The sequence below is a fragment of the Pacificoceanicola algae genome (assembly GCF_049341065.1).
Lineage (GTDB): Bacteria > Pseudomonadota > Alphaproteobacteria > Rhodobacterales > Rhodobacteraceae > Pacificoceanicola.
Window position 1 is genome coordinate 42,112 of the sequence record NZ_JBMPIX010000011.1, and the last position, 18,364, is coordinate 60,475.

General features: G+C 60.9%; 18 protein-coding genes. 12 read left to right on the forward strand and 6 right to left on the reverse strand.

Annotated elements, in window-relative coordinates; genetic code table 11:
- The 4 genes from ACOYQJ_RS16200 to ACOYQJ_RS16215 are packed head-to-tail and all read left to right on the forward strand — an operon-like array spanning position 1 to position 4,192.
- Positions 1-1,506, forward strand: coding sequence for a tripartite tricarboxylate transporter permease (locus tag ACOYQJ_RS16200; RefSeq protein WP_422907085.1), 1,506 nt, complete (start codon positions 1-3; stop codon positions 1,504-1,506).
- Positions 1,506-2,858, forward strand: coding sequence for an acyclic terpene utilization AtuA family protein (locus ACOYQJ_RS16205; RefSeq protein WP_422907086.1), 1,353 nt, complete (start codon positions 1,506-1,508; stop codon positions 2,856-2,858). The genes ACOYQJ_RS16200 and ACOYQJ_RS16205 overlap by 1 nt, the downstream gene beginning before the upstream one ends.
- Position 2,859: 1 nt before the next feature.
- On the forward strand, positions 2,860-3,162 hold the full coding sequence (locus ACOYQJ_RS16210) for a DUF4387 family protein (RefSeq protein ID WP_422907087.1): 303 nt from the start codon (positions 2,860-2,862) through the stop codon (positions 3,160-3,162).
- Positions 3,155-4,192 (forward strand): AbrB family transcriptional regulator, encoded by a 1,038-nt coding sequence (locus ACOYQJ_RS16215; protein ID WP_422907088.1) that lies wholly within the window; start codon positions 3,155-3,157, stop codon positions 4,190-4,192. Before ACOYQJ_RS16210 ends, ACOYQJ_RS16215 begins: the two co-directional genes overlap by 8 nt.
- On the opposite strand, the gene ACOYQJ_RS16220 is transcribed toward ACOYQJ_RS16215, so the two are convergent.
- The 3 genes from ACOYQJ_RS16220 to eutB form a co-directional block, all read right to left on the reverse strand.
- Positions 4,193-6,232 (reverse strand): oxidoreductase, encoded by a 2,040-nt coding sequence (locus tag ACOYQJ_RS16220; protein ID WP_422907089.1) that lies wholly within the window; start codon positions 6,230-6,232, stop codon positions 4,193-4,195.
- Between the two features lie 95 nt (positions 6,233-6,327).
- Positions 6,328-7,311 carry a cyclodeaminase gene (locus tag ACOYQJ_RS16225; protein ID WP_422907090.1) on the reverse strand — a complete coding sequence of 328 codons (984 nt, stop codon included), beginning with the start codon at positions 7,309-7,311 and terminating at the stop codon, positions 6,328-6,330.
- Positions 7,301-8,323 carry a hydroxyectoine utilization dehydratase EutB gene (gene eutB, locus ACOYQJ_RS16230; protein ID WP_422907091.1) on the reverse strand — a complete coding sequence of 341 codons (1,023 nt, stop codon included), beginning with the start codon at positions 8,321-8,323 and terminating at the stop codon, positions 7,301-7,303. Before eutB ends, ACOYQJ_RS16225 begins: the two co-directional genes overlap by 11 nt.
- Positions 8,324-8,440: 117 nt before the next feature.
- Here eutB and comD point away from each other — a divergent pair, with 117 nt between their 5' ends.
- Together comD and comE are read left to right on the forward strand one after the other, a co-directional pair.
- On the forward strand, positions 8,441-8,947 hold the full coding sequence (gene comD / locus ACOYQJ_RS16235; RefSeq protein WP_422907092.1) for a sulfopyruvate decarboxylase subunit alpha: 507 nt from the start codon (positions 8,441-8,443) through the stop codon (positions 8,945-8,947).
- A complete protein-coding gene (comE, locus tag ACOYQJ_RS16240; protein ID WP_422907093.1) occupies positions 8,944-9,498 on the forward strand; it encodes a sulfopyruvate decarboxylase subunit beta in 555 nt (184 codons plus the stop codon). The genes comD and comE overlap by 4 nt, the downstream gene beginning before the upstream one ends.
- Positions 9,499-9,501: 3 nt before the next feature.
- Here comE and ACOYQJ_RS16245 read toward each other — a convergent pair whose 3' ends face one another.
- Positions 9,502-10,413 (reverse strand): LysR family transcriptional regulator, encoded by a 912-nt coding sequence (locus ACOYQJ_RS16245; RefSeq protein ID WP_422907094.1) that lies wholly within the window; start codon positions 10,411-10,413, stop codon positions 9,502-9,504.
- 112 nt (positions 10,414-10,525) lie between these two features.
- Between ACOYQJ_RS16245 and ACOYQJ_RS16250 the strand changes: the two genes are divergently transcribed.
- The 6 genes from ACOYQJ_RS16250 to ACOYQJ_RS16275 are packed head-to-tail and all read left to right on the forward strand — an operon-like array spanning position 10,526 to position 16,769.
- The gene (locus ACOYQJ_RS16250) at positions 10,526-11,578 is read left to right on the forward strand and encodes a dipeptidase (protein ID WP_422907145.1); all 1,053 of its coding nucleotides are present in this window, start codon (positions 10,526-10,528) and stop codon (positions 11,576-11,578) included.
- A gap of 30 nt (positions 11,579-11,608) precedes the next feature.
- Positions 11,609-13,207, forward strand: coding sequence for an ABC transporter substrate-binding protein (locus tag ACOYQJ_RS16255; protein ID WP_422907095.1), 1,599 nt, complete (start codon positions 11,609-11,611; stop codon positions 13,205-13,207).
- Complete coding sequence (locus ACOYQJ_RS16260) at positions 13,207-14,265, forward strand: ABC transporter permease (RefSeq protein ID WP_422907096.1); 1,059 nt, start codon at positions 13,207-13,209, stop codon at positions 14,263-14,265. Before ACOYQJ_RS16255 ends, ACOYQJ_RS16260 begins: the two co-directional genes overlap by 1 nt.
- Positions 14,262-15,173: an ABC transporter permease gene (locus ACOYQJ_RS16265; RefSeq protein WP_422907097.1), complete on the forward strand. Its 912-nt coding sequence runs from the start codon at positions 14,262-14,264 to the stop codon at positions 15,171-15,173. Before ACOYQJ_RS16260 ends, ACOYQJ_RS16265 begins: the two co-directional genes overlap by 4 nt.
- Positions 15,170-16,018, forward strand: coding sequence for an ABC transporter ATP-binding protein (locus ACOYQJ_RS16270; protein WP_422907098.1), 849 nt, complete (start codon positions 15,170-15,172; stop codon positions 16,016-16,018). Before ACOYQJ_RS16265 ends, ACOYQJ_RS16270 begins: the two co-directional genes overlap by 4 nt.
- A gap of 1 nt (position 16,019) precedes the next feature.
- Positions 16,020-16,769 (forward strand): ABC transporter ATP-binding protein, encoded by a 750-nt coding sequence (locus tag ACOYQJ_RS16275; RefSeq protein WP_422907099.1) that lies wholly within the window; start codon positions 16,020-16,022, stop codon positions 16,767-16,769.
- Here the strand turns inward: ACOYQJ_RS16275 and ACOYQJ_RS16280 are convergent.
- A complete protein-coding gene (locus ACOYQJ_RS16280) occupies positions 16,766-17,371 on the reverse strand; it encodes a 2-dehydro-3-deoxy-6-phosphogalactonate aldolase (RefSeq protein ID WP_422907100.1) in 606 nt (201 codons plus the stop codon). The two genes, ACOYQJ_RS16275 and ACOYQJ_RS16280, sit on opposite strands and share 4 nt — an antisense overlap.
- Positions 17,368-18,276: a 2-dehydro-3-deoxygalactonokinase gene (locus ACOYQJ_RS16285; RefSeq protein ID WP_422907101.1), complete on the reverse strand. Its 909-nt coding sequence runs from the start codon at positions 18,274-18,276 to the stop codon at positions 17,368-17,370. The genes ACOYQJ_RS16280 and ACOYQJ_RS16285 overlap by 4 nt, the downstream gene beginning before the upstream one ends.
- Positions 18,277-18,364 lie beyond the last annotated feature (88 nt).

Consider the following 18,364-nt stretch of genomic DNA (forward strand, 5'->3'; position numbering starts at 1 on the left):
ATGGAATTGCTTTCAAACCTCGCCCTCGGTTTCTCGGTGGCGCTGTCTCCGTTTACCTTGATGCTGGCCGTGATCGGCTGCTTTCTGGGCACCATCATCGGCGCGCTGCCGGGCCTTGGCCCGTCGAACGGCGTTGCGATCCTGATCCCTCTGGCGTTTTCGCTGGGCCTTGATGCCACTGCCGCGCTGGTGCTGATGACGTCGGTCTATTACGGCGCGATGTATGGCGGGCGGATTTCCTCGATCCTGCTGAACATCCCCGGTGACGAACCGGCACTGATGACCACGCTTGACGGCTATCCAATGGCCAAGGCGGGCAAAGCCGGCGAAGCGCTGGTGCTGTCCGGCTTTGCGTCCTTCTTTGGCGCGCTGTTTGCCACCATCGGATTGATGCTGCTTGCGCCATTGCTGAGCCGCGTCGCCTATCAATTCGGTCCCGCTGAATACTTTGCCCTCTACCTGCTGGCCTTTTCGACCCTTGGCGGCATCGCGTCGAACAATCAGGCCAAGGCGGCGCTTGCCTCTTGCATCGGGTTGGGCATCGCGATGATCGGGCTCGACAACACCAGTGGCATGCCGCGCTTTACCGGCGGGAACATGCACCTGATGGACGGTGTCGACTTCCTTGTCGCCATCGTCGGTCTGTTTGCCGTATCCGAGGTCTTTGTGTTTATCGAAAGCCACGGGCGCGGGTCGTCGATCGGCGTGAAACTCGAAAAGGTCGCCGTTCCCGTCAAGGAGCTGATTGCCGGGACCGGAACGATGTTTCGCGCATCGACCATTGGCTTTGTCGCAGGCATCCTGCCCGGCGCTGGGGCCTCGTTGGGATCATTCCTTGCCTATATGGCGGAAAAGAGCGTGCAAGGCGAGAAAGGCGGCTTTGGCAAGGGCGCGCCCAAGGGCGTCATGGCCCCCGAGGCTGGCAACAACGCCGCCGCGGGCGGTGCGCTGGTTCCCATGCTGACGCTGGGCGTGCCTGGATCGGGGACAACTGCGGTCTTGTTGGCGTTGTTGATGACGCTGAACATCACCCCCGGCCCGACGCTGTTCACGGATCGACCCGATGTCGTCTGGGGACTCATCGCGTCGCTGCTGATCGCCAACTTTGTGCTGCTGGCGTTGAACGTGCCTATGGTGAAAATCTTTGTCCGCATCCTAAGCGTGCCTGCCTGGGTTCTTTTGCCGGGCGTCATGATGATTTCATTCGTCGGCATCTACTCGCTCTCGGGCAGTTACTTTGACCTGTTGCTGATGATCGTCTTTGGCTTGATTGGCTGGGTGTTCCGCAAGATGGACATCCCGACAGTACCGATCATCCTTGGCATCCTGCTGGGCAACCACATGGAGGACGCACTGCGCCGCGCCATGGTTCTGTCGGACGGCGATTGGACGTATCTCTTCTCCTCGCCCATCGCCATCGGCTTCTGGCTGTTCGCGATTGCGGGTTTCGTCGCGCCAATGTTCCTGCGAAAAGTCATGAAGAAACCACAGGCGATAACTGACTGATGTCCACCCGTATCCTGATCCCCTCCGGCGTCCTTGGCCTTGGCTTCGATGAAGAGGCCGTCTGGAGGGGCGTGGACATGGCACCGGACCTTATTGCAATCGACGGAGGCTCGACCGACAGCGGCCCGGCCTCCCTCGGCTCTGGCACCTCCAAGTACTCACGGGGGGCCATCAAGGCAGAGTGGCGCGTACTGATGCAGGCCCGCGCCAAGGCGGGTGTGCCCTTGGTCATCGGCACCTGCGGCACGGCGGGGGCTGACCCGCATGTGGACTGGATGTACCAGATCACGCTGGAGCTGGCCGCGGAACTGGGACAGTCGCTGCGCATCGCGCGGCTTTATTCCGAACAGAATGGCGAACGGCTGGCAAAGGACTATGCCGCAGGCCGCATAACGCCTCTGGAACCTGCACCCGAACTTGATGCCGGGGCGATTACTCAGATGTCCCATATCGTGGCGCTTGCCGGTGCCGAGCAAATTCAGGCGGCGTTGAGCAGCGGCGCCGATATCGTGCTTGCAGGCCGCACCACCGACACAGCCATCATCGCGGCCTTGCCACTGGCACGCGGCGAACACCCCGGCGCTTGCTGGCACGGCGCCAAGATCGGCGAATGCGGCGCCCTGTGCAGCACCAACCCGACCAGCGGCGTGATCGTCGTCGATTTCGACGAGTCCGGTTTTGAAGTCACCCCGCTGGCCAAAGGCGCACGCTGCACCCCGCATTCGGTCTGCGCGCATATGCTGTACGAAAACTCGGACCCCTATATTCTGTATGAGCCCGGCGGCCATCTGGACGTGACCGAGGCGCGCTATAGCGCGTTGAACGACAGGTCGGTTCGTGTCGAAGGCGCGCGCTGGGTCGAAGGGCCTTACCGCGTCAAACTCGAAGCCGCCCGCGTGGCGGGGTATCAGACCACGCTGATGGCTACCCTGCGCAATCGCCGCTATGTGGAAAACGCGCGCGCTTGGGCGGACAGGCTTCTGGCGTTTCTCGACGCGAAAATCACAGCGGGAATGGACCTGCCACGCGACGCCTATACCGTAGATCTGCGCCTGATCGGCATCGACAGCGCCCTTGGCGCGCTTGAGGCCCATAACGGCACCCCGACCGAGGTCGGCGCCTTTGTCATCGTCACCGCCCCCACGCAGGAAGACGCGACCGAAATCGCCAAGTTGATCAACCCCTTCCTGCTGCACTACCCGCTGACCGACGACGAAGAACTGCCGACCTTCGCCTTTCCCTATTCGCCCGCCCATTCCGAACGCGGCGCGCTTTTTGAATTTGCCATGAACCACGTACTTGCGCTGGAGGCCCCGATGCAGGCCTTCCGCCTTGTGGTCGAGGATCTGTGACATGACCATGCTCGGCGATAAAGTCACCAAGATACGCTCAAAGAACGCAGGCCCTTTCTGGGTGACCATCGATATATTCTGCGGTGATCCCGAAAGGTTTGACTGGCTTTGCCAGCGGCTGACTACCGAAGCCGTGGCAAACCTCTATCGGCTCGCCCCGGATCAGATCAAACGCTTTGACATCGCCAATCTGAACGTCATCAAGTTCAGCTTCCCCCGGCCAGTGCCGCAGGGCGCACCGTTGGATCGCGATCAGCACGGCGCGCAATACTCGGTGCTGCTCGAGGAACTGAGGCTTGCCTGACCCCCGAAGACGTATCTCCCTGACGCTGGGGATCGCGGCGCTTGGGGCGGCTGGCTTTGTGCTGGGCGGTCTGCCACTGCCCCTGCTTCTGGGTCCGATGATTGCCTGTCTGGCAGCGGCCCTTTTGGGCGCTCCGCTGCGGGGCATGGGCACTTTTGGCGTATTCATGCGCACCTTTCTTGGGGTGGCGGTGGGCTCCTCTGTGACCCCGGCCGTGGTCATGCAAATTCCCGGCTATCTGGACACCCTGCTTTTCGTGCCGTTGTTCATTCTCATGATCGGCGCGCTTGGCTATCCTTTGTTGCGCAAGTTCTTTGGGATGGACCACGCGACAGCCTACTACGGCGCCATGCCCGGCGGTCTGCAAGACATGCTGATTTTCGGCGAGGAAGCGGGCGGCGACGTGCGCGCCATGTCACTTTTGCACGCCACGCGCGTGCTGGTCATCGTGACCATCGCACCGATCCTCATGCATTTGTTCTGGGGCGTCGATCTGACCGCCCCGCCCGGCCAATCCGCCGCCGACACCGATCCGGTTGAGCTGGCCCTGATGGTTCTGGCCGGGATCATTGGCTGGAAGGTCGCAGAGCGGGTTGGTCTGTTCGGTGCCTCCCTGCTGGGCCCCCTGATCCTGACCGCGATCCTGTCGCTGACAGGCTTGATCAACACCCGTCCCCCGGCCGAAGTCATCTGGGCCGCGCAGTTCTTTATCGGCATAGGGATCGGGGTGAAATATGTCGGTATCACCGGGCGCGAATTGCGCCATTTTGTCGTGGCGGGACTGGCCTTTTCAACACTTCTGGCGCTGATCAGCCTTGGCTTCATCGAGGCTTTGCACATGCTGCATCTGGCCGACCCGATGGATATCTTCCTGTCTTTTCTGCCCGGCGGTCAAGGCGAGATGGTCGTGATCGCTATCGTCGCCGGTGCGGATCTCTCCTTTGTGGTCACGCATCATCTGTTCCGGCTGATCCTTGTCATTGCCCTTGCCCCGGTGGTCGCCAAGCTCATGGCGCTGCGCAAGACCTGATCACATGCGCCGCCCCATGCGCAGCGCATCGTGTATCGCCGCGTGGATATTGCGCGAGGTCACCGCATCCCCGATCCGGTAGATGTCAAAGGCACCCTGCGGGTTTCGATGCGGCAGGATGGCGCCATCACCGTCCAGAAGTGCCGGGTAATCCACCTGCCCCAGATTGCGTGACAGGGGTTTGAGGTCAAAATACAACTGGTCCAAGGGCACGATGCCCTGATTGACCACCACCATGTCATACAGCCCGCGCGTTTCCTCCGGCACATAGTCCGAGCCGATGCGCGCCTCGATCCGGTTGCCTTGCCGCGCCAAACCCTTGAGCAGGCGACCAATAGTCATTTTCACGCCCGCAGGCTGCAAAGCCCGCATATAGGGCACAAAGTTCATCCCCATAACCTCGGGCGAAATTGTCCGATCACGGGACATCAGTTCAACCTCGGCGCCCGCCGCCAGACAGGCTTCGGCGGTCTGCAACGCCACATGATCGCCGACGTCGTCGTAGATCAGGACCGTGCCAGATGGCGTGGCGTCCCCCGACAGGATGTCCCAGCCACTCACAGCCAGATCGGCGCCTTCGTCCAGAATATTGACCTCGGGCATCCCGCCCGTGGCGATCACGACCATATCCGGAGAAAGGGCAATGACGTCTTCCGACTCGGCGTAGGTATTGAAGTGAAAGGCAACGTCATGGGCCGCACATTGCGCCATGCGCCAATCAATGACCCCGATCATCTCGCGTCTGCGCGGACTTTGCGCGCAAAGCCGGACTTGCCCGCCGGGATCGGGCGCGGCTTCAAGAACGGTGACCCTGTGACCACGCAGCGCCGCGACCCGCGCCGCCTCGAGCCCGCCGGGACCAGCACCGACGACAACCACCTGCTTTGAGATCTCGGCCCGGCTGATCTGATGCGGCAGGCTCAATTCGCGCCCGGTCGAGGGGTTGTGGACACACAGCGCCGCGCCACCGGCATAGATGCGATCAAGGCAGTACGTGGCGCCGACGCAGGGGCGAATGTCGTCTTCTCGCCCCTCCATAATCTTCTGCACGATGTGCGGGTCGGCAATGTGCGCACGGGTCATGCCGACCATGTCCAGCTTGCCTTCGGCCACCGCATGGCGGGCTGTTGCCACGTCGGGAATGCGCGCAGCGTGAAAAGTCGGCAGGCCAACCTCGGCCCTGATGCGGCCCGCAAAATCCAGATGCGGAGCGCTTTTCATCCCCTGCACGGGGATCACATCCGTCAGGGTCGCGTCGGTGTCTACCCGCCCCCGGATCACGTTCAGGAAATCAACCATGCCACTGTCTTTCAGAGCATGGCCGATGGCCAAACCGTCCTGAGCGGTAATCCCGCCGGGCTGGTGATCATCAGCGGTATATCGAACGCCGACGATAAAGTCTTTGCCCACGCGTTTGCGGATCGCGCTCAGAACCTCAAGCGAAAAGCGCATACGATTTTCGAGTGGACCGCCAAAAGGCGCGTCGAGCTGGTTCAGATGCCCTGACCAGAAGGCGTCGATCAGGTGGCCATAGGCTTCGAGTTCGATCCCGTCCAACCCCGCCGCCTGCATCCGCTCGGCCGCATCGGCATAGTCCTGAATGACACGCTGGATGTCCCAGTCTTCCATGACTTTGGGAAAAGCGCGGTGCGCCGGTTCACGGTGTCCGCCCGGCGCCAGCGTGGGCAGCCAATCGCCCCAGTCCCAGCGCGACCGCCAGCCAAGATGCGTCAACTGGATCATCACGGCGCACCCGTGGGCATGACAGGCCTCGGCGATCTTGGCCATCCAAGGCACAACCTCGTCCTTGTAGGCCATGACGTTGTTGAACGCAGGCGGGCTATCGCGTGAAACCAGCGCCGAACCTGCTGTCATGGTCAATGCGATGCCGCCCTTGGCACGTTCTTCGTGATACGCACGGTAACGGTCTTTGGGCATGCCGTCTTCGGGATAGGCCGGCTCGTGACTGGTGGTCATGATCCGGTTCTTCAGCGTCAGATGTTTCAGCTGATAGGGCTGGAGCAAGGGATCGCGGCTCATGTCATGTCTCCGGTAGGCTTTGCCGCAGCTTGCGATGGACAAATCACCCCGCGCAAGGCCAAAGCCGCCGGGAAACGGCCCAACCGCGACGCCACTCAGACCGGGATGACGGTGCCCGCATCACCCATAATCTTGGCCACATGGGTGGCAATCGCGGTGTCTTGAGCGCCAGTCCCCGTCAGATCACAGATGGTGATTGCTGACGGCCCGAGGCGGCCCTTGACCTGCCCGGTGATGATCTGACCCAATTCGGGCGGGGTTCTCAGCATCAGGCCCGCAGCCCGCGCGGCCTCCAACTCGCCACTGGTCTCGCACTGGCTGACGCGGTCACAGACATACAGATCGGCGGCTGCCAGCGCCTTGGGGTCGATCTCGTTCTTGCCGGACTGGTCCGACCCAATGGCCGTGATATGCAAGCCGGGATGCAGCCAGTCGGCCATGATCAGCGGCGCGCGCGCCGGGGTCGTTGTCACCACAAGCTGACTGTTTCGCACCAATGTTTCGGAATCGGCGCAAACCTCGACCTCAATCCCCAGCGTCGCACGCAGGTCTGCGGCGCAGGCCTCGGCCTTGGCAGGATCGCGCCCGTTGACCAAAAGCCGCGAGAATGGCCGGACCAGATGCGCCGCCTGCATCTGCAATCGTGCCTGCACACCCGTGCCGATCACTCCGGCAGTCTCCACTACAGCGGGGGCCAGATGCCACGCCGCAACGGCCCCGGCGGCGGCGGTGCGGATATCCGTCAGATAGCCATTGTCCAGAAAGACGGCCTCGACCAGCCCGGTCCTGGCCGAAAACAGCATCATCAACCCGTTCAGGCTGGGCAGGCCAAGCGTCGGGTTGTCGAAAAACCCCGGGCTGACCTTGATCGCAAAGCCGTCAAAGCCGGGGATATAGGCGGTTTTGACATCGACCTCGCCATTGGCTTGCGGCAGGTCCATCGAGAGGATCGGCGGCATGACGACCTCGCCGCCAGCCAAGGCCGCAAAGGCCTCTTCTATGACGTCGACCGCCGTAAGATCCAACTGGATGGCCTCGCGCAACTGGGCTTCGGTCACGATCCGGATGTCATGTGCCATAGCGGCGTCCTTTCACGATCGTCTGACCCAGCGTAATATCTTCGCCCGCCATGATGCGGTGAAACAGGGTCATGTCCAGATTGCGCCCAGTGATGATGGTGCCGACAGGCCCCTTTGGCGGGGGCAGTTTGCTTGCCAACATCGCCGCAAGACCAACCACGCAGGCGCCTTCGGCTACGATGCGGTCCTCGTAAAACAGCACTTGCATGGCGTGATAGATTTCCTCTTCGGTGACCAGAAGGCTATCGTCCAGAAGTTCGCGGCAGATCGGATAGCTAAGCCGGTTGTCCATGCCGATGCCGCCGCCAAGGCTGTCAGCAAGGCTTGGCACTTCTTCCACTTCAACCGGGCGACCGGCGGCAATGGACAGGTGCATCGCGGCGCCCCGGTCCATACTGATACCAATCACCTTGATATCGGGTTTGATGGCTTTGGCCGCCACCGCCACGCCTGCGGCCAAACCGCCACCCGACAATGGCACCAGAAGCGTGTCCAGATCGGGCCGGGCTTCGAGCATTTCAAGCCCAATGGTGCCCTGCCCCGCAATCACATAAGGATCGTCAAAAGGCGAGATTTCCACCAGCCCTTCGGCCTGCACCAGACGCTGGCTTTCGGCCAGGGCTTCGTCCTGCGAGGTGCCGCAAATGACCACCTCGGCCCCCAGCGCTTTGATGCCGTCGACCTTGGCCTGTGGCACCAGAGAAGACATGCAGACCACCGCCCGCATTCCGCGTTGCGCTGCCGCCCAGGCCACGCCGCGCCCATGGTTGCCGGTCGAACAACAGGTCACGCCAGCGGTTCCTTCCGGCAGGTTCGCCACCGCGTTCAACGCGCCGCGCAGTTTGAAGGCGCCGATAGGCTGCATGTTTTCAAGCTTGAGCAGGAAGTCCTGCCCGCAGCGCTCGGACATGAAGGGCGAGGGTACAAACGGCGTTGCATCCGCCACGCCGCGCAATGCTCGGCGCGCTGCCAGAATGTCAGCCAGAGTCACGCCTTTGTCCGCCTGCTGCATTCCATTGCCTCCCAACTGTCTTTGTCCAAGACAAATCACCAATTTGCCTTTTCCGAAACCCCTTGCAACATGACGCGCAATTGGCACCCTTGCGACACATCAAGAGGAGAGACCCCATTGAGCATCCATGCCCGGATCGTTGACGACCTGATCGCCAACGACATCCGTTTCATGACAACCGTTCCTTGCAAGCAACTGGCCGGGGTCATCGAGGAAATCGAAAACCGGCCTGACATCATGCACGTTCCCGCCAATAAAGAGGACGAAGGCATGGGGCTGTGCGCTGGCGCATGGATGGGCGGCAAACGCAGCGCCATCATCATGCAGAACACCGCGCTGGGGGTGACGATCAACACGCTGGCGACATTGATCCAGTTCTACCGGATGCCGCTGCCGATGCTGATCAGCTATCGCGGAGAGCTGCGCGAACCGGTGGCCTGTCAGGTTGAAATGGCGGTGCACACAAAGGCGCTTTTGGCGCAGATGCATATCCCGACCTACCACTTTCACCACCAGTCCGACGTGGAAGAACTGGACGCGATCCTGAAGTACACTTTCATGTGCAACAAACCCGTGGCCATCCTGACCGATGCCAATTTCTGGGGAGGCTATGGCGACCAATGATCCGCTCTGAAATCCTGCGCGAGATCGCGCCCATTCTTCGTGACCACCTGGTGGTTTGTAACATCGGCATTCCCTCACAGGAACTGCACGCCATCGACGACCAGCCCAGCAATTTCTACATGCTGGGGACCATGGGGCTTGCTTCGTCCATCGGGCTGGGGCTGGCACTGGCGCAGCCGAAACCGGTGGTGGTGATCGACGGCGACGGCTCGGTTCTGACGAACCTTGGCACCCTGCCGACCATCGCCAACAACGTGGCCGACAACTATATCCTGATGATCATCGATAACGGATCTTACGGCTCGACCGGGGATCAGCCGACCTATACGGGCAAGAAAACCTCGCTGGCCGGTATGGCGCGCGCGGCGGGCTGCGAGAACGTGGTCGAAGTCAGGGACGTCGACACCGGCAAAGCCCTTCACGCGGCGCTGGACAGCGGCAAGATGACTGTGATGGTCGTGAAATGCGACAGCGGTAACGCCAAGATGCCGGTGATCACCATGGACCCCGTAACGATCCGTGATCGTTTCATGGGGGCGGTCAGGGCCTGAGCCTCAACTCCGCTCGGTGAAGGGATCAGGCGGGGTGTTCAACCGCATGTGCCGCATAAAGGCGCGGGCAATACGCGGCACCGGGCGCGAGTCGGACAGAACGAAATAGCTTTGATACCGGATCGGAGATTTAAACGGCACAAAGGCCAGTTCTTCGGACCGGTATTGATAAATCGGAAAGGGATTGATCACCGCGATCCCCAACCCCTCGCGCGCCAGGTCCGCCGCGGCGAACGAGGTCGACACCTCGACCGTTACACGCGGTTCGCTGCGTGCCTCCTGCAAGAGCAGGTCCATCTGGCGGCGTCGCGCGTGGCGGCGGGTCAGGGTGATAAAGTCCTGTTCGTGCAGGTCTTTCGGAGAAATTTCCGGGCGTCCGGCCAGTGGATGATCGCGCGGCATGACCGCCACTGCCTGCGAACGGCGATAGGGCTCCAGTTTGACACCAGCGCGGCTTTGTTCAGTGCCGGAAATGCCCAGATCAAAGCGATCCTCCACAATCCCGCGAATGACCTCGTCCGAGGTGCTGACGTCAAAGCTGATCTGTTGGTGCGGATTGGCCTTGAGAAAACTGCCCATGACGGAAATCAGAAAGCGATGCGCAAAGGTCGGCGGCGCAATGAGACGCAGGGTTTCCTGAACCGGCTCGCCTACCCCGTCCAACCGGTCCAGCGCCAGAAACAAGGGGTCCAACCGGCGGTTGAAACGCACGGCTTCTTGTGTGGGGCGCAGGCGCCCGGCCTCGCGTTCAAACAGGGACAGACCCAAACGTGCCTCTAAATTAGCCACCGCTCGGCTGACCGCAGACTGCGAAAGCCCCAGTCTATGGGCCGCGGCTGTGGTGGTTCCGGCCTGCATCATTGCCCGGAAGGCATTGTATTCAGGGATAGAATGCCAGGTTTTCGCTTTTGCCATCTATTCAGAAACATCCGCTTTCTATGACTTGAACGCATAACATTTCCTCTAAACAATGCAAATCACTTGTGTCTAGGCTAAGCGCACCGGACCGAGGGGGATTTCCGTGAGCATCACAACACCAGCCGTGTTTGACGGCCATAACGACGTTTTGCTGCAACTCTACCGTGCTGGCGGGGTGTCCAAGGCGGATGTGTTCCTGACCGGACGCAAAGGCGCGCTGGATGCGGAAAAGGCAAAACAAGGCGGCTTTGGCGGCGGTTTCTTTGCGGTCTACGTCCCCTCGCCCGTCGATCTCGAGTTCAAGTTCGAAGAAATGACCAAACCGGCCTACGATCTGCCCCTGCCCGAGCCGATCGACTGGGAAGACGCGCTGCCGGTGGCGATGACACAAGTTGCGATCCTGCTGGAACTGGAGCGCAAGGGTGCGCTGAAGGTCTGTCGCAGCGCAGCCGATATCCGCGCCTGTCTGGACAGCGGCAAGATGGCCGCGATTTTCCACATCGAAGGCGCCGAGGCGATTGACCCGGATCTGCACACGTTGGACGTGCTGCATGCCGCCGGTCTTCGGTCCATCGGCCCGGTCTGGAGCCGCTCGACGATCTTTGGTCATGGGGTGCCATTCCGCTACCCTTCGAGCCCCGACATCGGCGACGGCCTGACAGATCAGGGACTGCGTCTGGTCAAGCGCTGCAATGAACTGCGCATCATGCTGGACCTGTCGCACCTGAACGAAAAGGGCTTTTGGGATGTCGCGCGGCATTCCGATGCGCCGCTCGTCGCGACCCATTCCAATGCCCATGCCATCTGCCCTCATTCCCGTAACCTGACGGACGATCAGCTAAAGGCCATCGCCGAATCGGATGGTATGGTAGGGTTGAATTTCGCCGTCGCGTTTCTGCGCGAAGACGGTAAGATGCTGGCCGATGTGCCGCTGACGCAAATGCTGCGCCATCTTGACCACCTGATCGGAATTCTCGGAGAGGACCGCGTCGGGCTGGGATCGGACTATGACGGCGCTGTTGTTCCCGAGGAAGTCACCACAGTGGCAGGCCTTCCCCGGCTAAGAGAGGCCATGATCCAACATGGCTATACAGAACAGCTGGTCAAAAAGCTGTGCCACGAAAATTGGCTTCGCGTGCTGGAGAAAACCTGGGGCGCGTAAGCCAATCATCCAAACGACAGAGAGGACACTATGAACGCATTTTCAAAACTGATGACAGGTGCCGCACTGGGCTTGGCCCTTGCTGCCTCATCCGGGGCGGCATTTGCCGAAACGCCCGCCAACATGTTGGTTATCGCGCACCGCATTGACGACATCACCACGCTGGACCCGGCCGAAAGCTTTGAGTTCGCGGGTTCGGACGTGTCGCGCAACGTCTATCAAAAGCTGGTCAACTTTGACCCCGCCAATCTGGATGCAGGCTATCAGCCCGAGGTTGCCGAAAGCTGGACCGTTTCCGACGATGGCAAGACCATCACCTTTACGATCCGTGACGGGCTGACATTCCATTCCGGCAATCCGGTGACGGCAGCGGACGTGGAATTCTCGCTGCGTCGCGCGGTTGTGCTGAACAAGACACCTTCGTTCATCCTGACTCAGTTCGGGTTCACGGCGGATAATGTGGCCGAGACCATCGTCGCCGATGGCAACACCGTCACAATCACCACCGACCAGCCCTATGCGACCTCTTTCGTGCTGAACTGCCTGACCGCGACGATTGGCGGCATCGTCGACATGAAGACGGTTATGGAGAACGAAAAAGACGGCGACATGGGCAACGAGTGGCTCAAAACCAACTCGGCCGGGTCCGGCGCCTACAAGGTTGTCAGCTGGAAGCCGAATGAAAGCGTCACGCTGCAATCCAACCCGGATTTCTATCTTGGTGCCCCGGCGATGGAGCGCGTAATCGTGCGCCACGTGCAGGAAAGCGCCTCTCAGCGGCTGTTGCTGGAGCGCGGCGACATCGACATCGCCCGCAACCTCAACCCCGAGGATGTCAAAGGCGCGATAGCTGCGGATGGCGTGAAGATCGAGGAAGAGCTGAAAGGCCGCCTCATGTATGTCTCGCTGAACCAGAAGCACCCCGAACTGTCCAAGCCGCAGGTGCGTCAGGCGTTCAAGTATCTGGTCGATTATGAAGGCATGCGCGACAGCTTCCTTAATGGTCAGTACACCATCCAGCAGAACTTCCTGCCGCAGACCTATCTGGGCGCATCCTCCGAAGCCCCGTTCTCTCTGAATGTCGAAAAGGCCAAGGAACTGCTGGCCGAGGCAGGCATTCCCGAAGGTCTGGAAATCAACGTCGGCGTGCGCGAAGCGCAGGACCGCATGGAGATCGCCCAGTCGCTGCAAAACACGCTGGCGCAGGCCGGGATCACGCTGAACATCACCGTCGGCACCGCCAAGCAGATCCTTGGCGAATATCGTGCGCGGACGCTGGATGTCTATCTTGGCGCTTGGGGTCCGGATTATCCCGATCCGCACACCAACGCAGGCACCTTTGCCTATAACCCCGACAACTCCGACGAAGCGAACGCCACCGGCCTTCTGGCATGGCGCAACGCATGGGACACCGGCGGTTTGACCGAAAAGGTGGCTGCCGCGGTGGTCGAAAATGACCGCGACGTGCGCGCCGAGATGTATCAGGGCATTCAGGCCGAGTTCCGCGAAACTTCGCCCTTCGTGATCATGTTCCAGCAGATCGAGCAATCAGCCCTGCGCGACAACGTGGCGAACTTCTCGACCGGTCAGGCGATCACCTCTGCCTCCTACTGGCCCGTCACCAAGTAATGGCGAGCACAGACAACATCTTCGAAAGGCGCCGTCGCGCGCCTTTCGCCCCTTGGTTCAAAGGGACGCTGAATACAGTTGGCTCCATTGCGGTTACGATGCTGGGCCTGCTGTTCATCACCTTCGTTATTGGCCGTGTGATGCCAATCGACCCCGTGCTTGCCATCGTGGGCGAACGCGCGTCTCAGTCGACCTATGACGAGGTCTATCAACAACTTGGGCTCGACAAACCGCTGATCGTGCAGTTCTTCTATTACATCTGGGATGTGTTGCACGGCGATTTCGGCACCTCATTGCTGAATGCGCGCCCGGTGTCAGAGGATATCGCACGCGTCTTCCCCGCGACGATGGAGCTTGCCACGCTGGGTGTGATCATGGGGATCGTGCTGGGCGTGCCACTGGGTGTCATGGCGGCGGTCAAACGCGGGTCCTGGATCGATCAGATCGCGCGCGTTGTCGCGCTTGTCGGGTACTCCATGCCGATCTTCTGGCTGGGCCTGATGGGGCTGTTGATCTTCTACGGCATTCTGGGATGGGTTGGCGGTCCGGGGCGACTGGACATTTTCTATACCGATATTGTGCCCACCCGCACCGGGCTGATCCTTGTGGACAGCGCCATCGCCGGGGATTGGACCGTGTTCCGCAACGCCCTGTCGCACCTGGTTCTGCCTGCCTCGCTGCTGGGCTATTACTCGCTGGCCTATATCAGCCGGATGACCCGCAGCTTCATGCTGGAACAGCTGTCATCCGAATATGTCACCACCGCCCGCGTCAAAGGCATGTCGGAATGGAAGGTGATCTGGGGTCATGCCTTCAAGAACATCCGCGTGCAGCTGATCACCGTGATCGCGCTGAGCTATGCCAACCTTCTTGAAGGGTCGGTTCTGACCGAGATCATCTTTTCCTGGCCGGGGATCGGCAGCTATATCACCACCGCGCTTCTGAGCGCGGATATGAACGCCGTTCTGGGCGGGACCGTGGTGGTTGGCCTGATCTTCATCTGTCTCAACATCTTTTCCGACCTTCTCTACAAGGTCTTTGACCCGAGGTCGAAATGACGGAACAGACTATGCGGCAATGGCTGCTGACCGATGCGCCGACGTCGCGCAGACACGCGCGGATGGCAAACCTGTACCAAGGCTGGCTGACGCTGAAAGCCAACCACATGGCCATGTTCGGCCTCGCGATCATCCTGGCTTTGGTCCTAATGGCGCTGTTCGCGCCGTGGATTTCGCCGCTTGATCCCTTTGTGCAGGACCTCGGCAATCGCCTTCAGCCTCTGGGCACCGATGGGCATCTTCTGGGCACCGACAGCCTTGGCCGGGATATCCTGTCGCGGCTGATCCACGGCTCGCGCATCACCCTGTATATCGTGGCGCTGGTGGCGCTGATCGCCCCGATCGCGGGGCTGCTGATGGGCACCGTTGCGGGCTATGCCGGGGGCTGGGTGGACACGATCCTGATGCGGATCACCGATATTTTTCTGGCCTTTCCCCGGCTGGTTCTGGCGCTGGCCTTTGTCGCCGCCCTGGGCGCGGGGATCGAGAACGCTGTTCTGGCGATTTCGCTGACCGCATGGCCACCCTATGCGCGGATTGCCCGGGCTGAGACGCTGACAATCCGATCTTCGGACTATATCAGTGCGATCCGCCTGCAAGGGGCTGGCCCCTTGCGGATCATCACCAAACACATATGGCCGCTGTGCATTTCTTCGCTGATCGTGCGGGTGACACTGGATATGGCCGGAATCATCCTTGCGGCTGCCGGTCTGGGCTTTCTGGGCCTTGGCGCACAGCCGCCCAGCCCGGAATGGGGCGCGATGATCTCGGAAGGACGGCGGTTTATTCTTGATCACTGGTGGGTGGCAACCATGCCCGGCCTCGCGATCTTTACCGTCTCACTGGCCTTCAACCTGCTTGGCGACGGGCTGCGCGATGTGCTTGATCCGAAGGATGCTGGCAAATGACGCTTTTGGATGTCGAAGACCTTTGGGTCAAATTTCCCACGCGCCAAGGCATCTTCGATGCGGTGCGCGGGATATCCTTTACCCTTGGCAAGGAACGTCTGGGGATCGTGGGCGAGTCTGGTTCAGGCAAGTCGATGACCGGCCGCGCCATCTTGCGGCTGATCCGCAAGCCGGGGATCGTCGAGGCCAAGCACATCAACCTCGAAGGCACCAACCTGCTGGATCTTACGGAAAAGCAGATGCGGTCGGTGCGCGGCAAGCAAATCTCGATGGTAATGCAGGATCCCAAATTCTCGCTTAATCCCGTAACCACGGTGGGCGAGCAGATCATGGAGGCTTATCTGCTGCACAACAAAAGCAGCAAGGCCGAAGCCTACAAACGCGCCATCGAAATGCTCGAGGCGGTGTCGATCCGCGACCCCGAGCGCGTGATGCGCGCCTACCCGCACGAGGTTTCGGGCGGGATGGGCCAGCGCATCATGATCGCCATGATGCTGATCCCCGACCCCAAGATCCTGATAGCGGACGAACCGACCTCGGCGCTGGATGTGAACGTGCAGCGGCAGGTGCTGAACATCATGGACGGGCTGGTCAAGGAACGCGGCATGGGGCTGATCTTTATCAGCCACGACCTGAACCTTGTGTCCGAGTTCTGTGACCGCGTGCTGATCATGTATTCCGGCCGCATCGTCGAGGTCTGTCAGGCCGACAAACTGCACGAGGCCAAGCACCCATATACCCAAGGATTGCTGAATTCCCTGCCGCGGCTGGACGATCCAAAGGACCACCTGACCGTGCTCAGTCGCGATCCGGCATGGTCCGACGCGCCAAGTGTGAGGGGCTGACATGAACGCTTTGGACATCAAAGACCTGAACGTCTGGTTCGGGGAAGGTCTTGACCGCGTCGATGCGGTGAAAGGCGCAAGTTTCAGCGTCGCACAGGGCGAAAGCTTTGGTCTGGTGGGTGAAAGCGGCTCGGGCAAATCGACCATCCTGCGGGCGATCACCGGGCTGGCGCCGACATGGTCGGGCCAGATCGAAATCGAAGGACAGGCGCTGCATGGCGCCCGGCGCGACCGGACCTTTTACAAGACCGTCCAGATGGTTTTTCAGGATCCCTACGCCTCGCTGCATCCGCGCCATACGGTCGATCAGGTGCTAAGCGAAACGCTGCAACTGCACGGCATGACAGACATTGACGCGCGGGTGGAAAAGCTGCTGGAGGACGTGGGCCTTGGCGGGCGTTTCCGGTTTCGCTATCCGCACCAGCTGTCGGGCGGGCAAAGGCAGCGCGTCGCGGTGGCACGGGCCTTGGCGGGCGAACCAGACATCCTGCTGCTGGATGAACCGACTTCAGCCCTTGATGTGTCTGTGCAGGCGGAAATCTTGAACCTGCTGACCGATCTGCGCAGCGAACACGGGCTTACCTACCTGATGGTGTCTCACGATTTACCCGTGGTCGGGCATATGTGCGACCGCCTCGCTGTGATGAAAAACGGTGAGATTGTCGAAGTCATGGACAAGGCAACCCTGCGCAGCGGCGCCGCCCAACACGCCTATTCCCGCGAATTGTTGGGCGAGTCCCTCGGGGCCTAAGTAAAGGCGGCGTCAAAGGCTGCGACCATGTCAGCGGCCCGCGCGGCCACATCCGCCGCATCGCGCCCCGGCTTGTACAGGTTTGACCCGATGCCAAAGCCTGTGATCCCCACCGCCTGCCAATCGGCAAAATTGTCGGGGCCGACGCCGCCCACCGCATAGGTTTTGGCGTCGGCTGGCAAGACGGCTTTCAATGCAGCCACACCATCGGTGCCGAGTTTGAACGCGGGAAAAAACTTCAGCCCGTCAGCGCCGTTTCGCAAGGCGGTAAAGGCCTCGGTCGCGGTGAATACGCCGGGATAAGACGCCATACCCGCCTGCTTTGTCGCGACGATGACACGCGGATTGCAGTCCGGCGAAACCACGAGATGCGCGCCAAGCACGGCAAGGCGCTGCACGTCGCTTGGGTCAAGAACGGTTCCGGCACCGATCTGCGCGCGCGTTCCGGCCACGTCCAGCATCGCCTTGATGCTGTCAAAGGGGTCGGGCGAATTCAGCGGCACTTCGATCTTGGTGATCCCGGCAGCAATCAGCGCCTCGGCTATCGGGGCGGCTTCGGCGGGGCTGATCCCGCGCAAAATGGCAATCAGTTCACGGGTCATGTCTTGGCTTCCAATTGTTCATAGGCCGCTTTCAGCCCTTGCAGGGTGGTGCCTTCGGCGCTGACCATCCGGCACCAGGCAGATTGGCTTTGCAACGCGGTGTGGTAGGCCTTGGCAAGCCCCTCTTGGCCCAGGATGACAACCTCTTGGCCCAGCCAATAGGGGCGCGCGGCAGCCAGTTCCAAGCCGATCAACATGCCGGAAAGACGCGCCCGCGCCACATCCGGCGATTGGTCTTGCAAAAGCTGAGCGGCGCGCAGGGTGAACAGTTCAGCGCCGATTCCGGCAGGGCGCGAAAGCGCATCCGAAACAGCGACATCAAAGGCCGCGTCATCCCATCCGGTCCCGATGGAATGCTTGAGAACCGAGTGTTCGCCGAGCAAGGCAAAGAGCTCGCCAGTCATGAACGTGCGGAAAGAAACGACCTCTCGCGCGCTGATGTGGACCCATTTGCAATGCGTGCCCGGCAGACAGAGAATGCCGTCGAAATTTGGCTCCGCAGCAAGGAACCCGCCGATCTGCGTTTCCTCGCCGCGCATCACGTCTGGCGGAGTTTGCTGACATATCCCCGGAAGGATATAAACCGACAGGCGCGGATCGTCCGTCTTGACCTGCGTGGCATTCGCCAGTGAGGGAACCTCGCATGGAACGGTCGCATAGGGCGCCTCGACCCAGCCCTGCCGCGCACCGGCCATGCCGCAAATGATGACCGGAATTGCCGCATCCGGCAGATCACCTGCTAACAGTTCCAACAGAGCGGGTTCATATCCCTCTGGCGTCAGACGCCCCATACCCAAAGGCGACTCGCGCCGAGCGATGACGTCTGAGTTTGCCGCCATCAGCCAAAGCCGCAGATGCGTGGTACCCCAATCGGCGGCAACCCATGACAGGGCTGGTTTGGTCATCGCTGCATTCCTTCGATCCCCGGATTGGCCGCAAAGGTTCCTCAACTGACCAATATGGGTTCGTTTTCGCATCCGGGCCACAGGGCGT

Excerpts from the sequence above, each read along its gene's own strand:
- comE (WP_422907093.1), top strand. The coding sequence starts at position 8,944 with ATGATCCGCTCTGAAATCCTGCGCGAGATCGCGCCCATTCTTCGTGAC.
- ACOYQJ_RS16200 (WP_422907085.1), top strand. The coding sequence starts at position 1 with ATGGAATTGCTTTCAAACCTCGCCCTCGGTTTCTCGGTGGCGCTGTCT.
- ACOYQJ_RS16275 (WP_422907099.1), top strand. The coding sequence starts at position 16,020 with ATGAACGCTTTGGACATCAAAGACCTGAACGTCTGGTTCGGGGAAGGT.
- ACOYQJ_RS16205 (WP_422907086.1), top strand. The coding sequence starts at position 1,506 with ATGTCCACCCGTATCCTGATCCCCTCCGGCGTCCTTGGCCTTGGCTTC.
- ACOYQJ_RS16225 (WP_422907090.1), bottom strand. The coding sequence starts at position 7,311 with ATGGCACATGACATCCGGATCGTGACCGAAGCCCAGTTGCGCGAGGCC.
- ACOYQJ_RS16245 (WP_422907094.1), bottom strand. The coding sequence starts at position 10,413 with ATGGCAAAAGCGAAAACCTGGCATTCTATCCCTGAATACAATGCCTTC.
- ACOYQJ_RS16285 (WP_422907101.1), bottom strand. The coding sequence starts at position 18,276 with ATGACCAAACCAGCCCTGTCATGGGTTGCCGCCGATTGGGGTACCACG.
- ACOYQJ_RS16220 (WP_422907089.1), bottom strand. The coding sequence starts at position 6,232 with ATGAGCCGCGATCCCTTGCTCCAGCCCTATCAGCTGAAACATCTGACG.
- ACOYQJ_RS16210 (WP_422907087.1), top strand. The coding sequence starts at position 2,860 with ATGACCATGCTCGGCGATAAAGTCACCAAGATACGCTCAAAGAACGCA.
- ACOYQJ_RS16260 (WP_422907096.1), top strand. The coding sequence starts at position 13,207 with ATGGCGAGCACAGACAACATCTTCGAAAGGCGCCGTCGCGCGCCTTTC.
- ACOYQJ_RS16280 (WP_422907100.1), bottom strand. The coding sequence starts at position 17,371 with ATGACCCGTGAACTGATTGCCATTTTGCGCGGGATCAGCCCCGCCGAA.
- eutB (WP_422907091.1), bottom strand. The coding sequence starts at position 8,323 with ATGCAGCAGGCGGACAAAGGCGTGACTCTGGCTGACATTCTGGCAGCG.
- ACOYQJ_RS16265 (WP_422907097.1), top strand. The coding sequence starts at position 14,262 with ATGACGGAACAGACTATGCGGCAATGGCTGCTGACCGATGCGCCGACG.
- ACOYQJ_RS16255 (WP_422907095.1), top strand. The coding sequence starts at position 11,609 with ATGAACGCATTTTCAAAACTGATGACAGGTGCCGCACTGGGCTTGGCC.
- ACOYQJ_RS16270 (WP_422907098.1), top strand. The coding sequence starts at position 15,170 with ATGACGCTTTTGGATGTCGAAGACCTTTGGGTCAAATTTCCCACGCGC.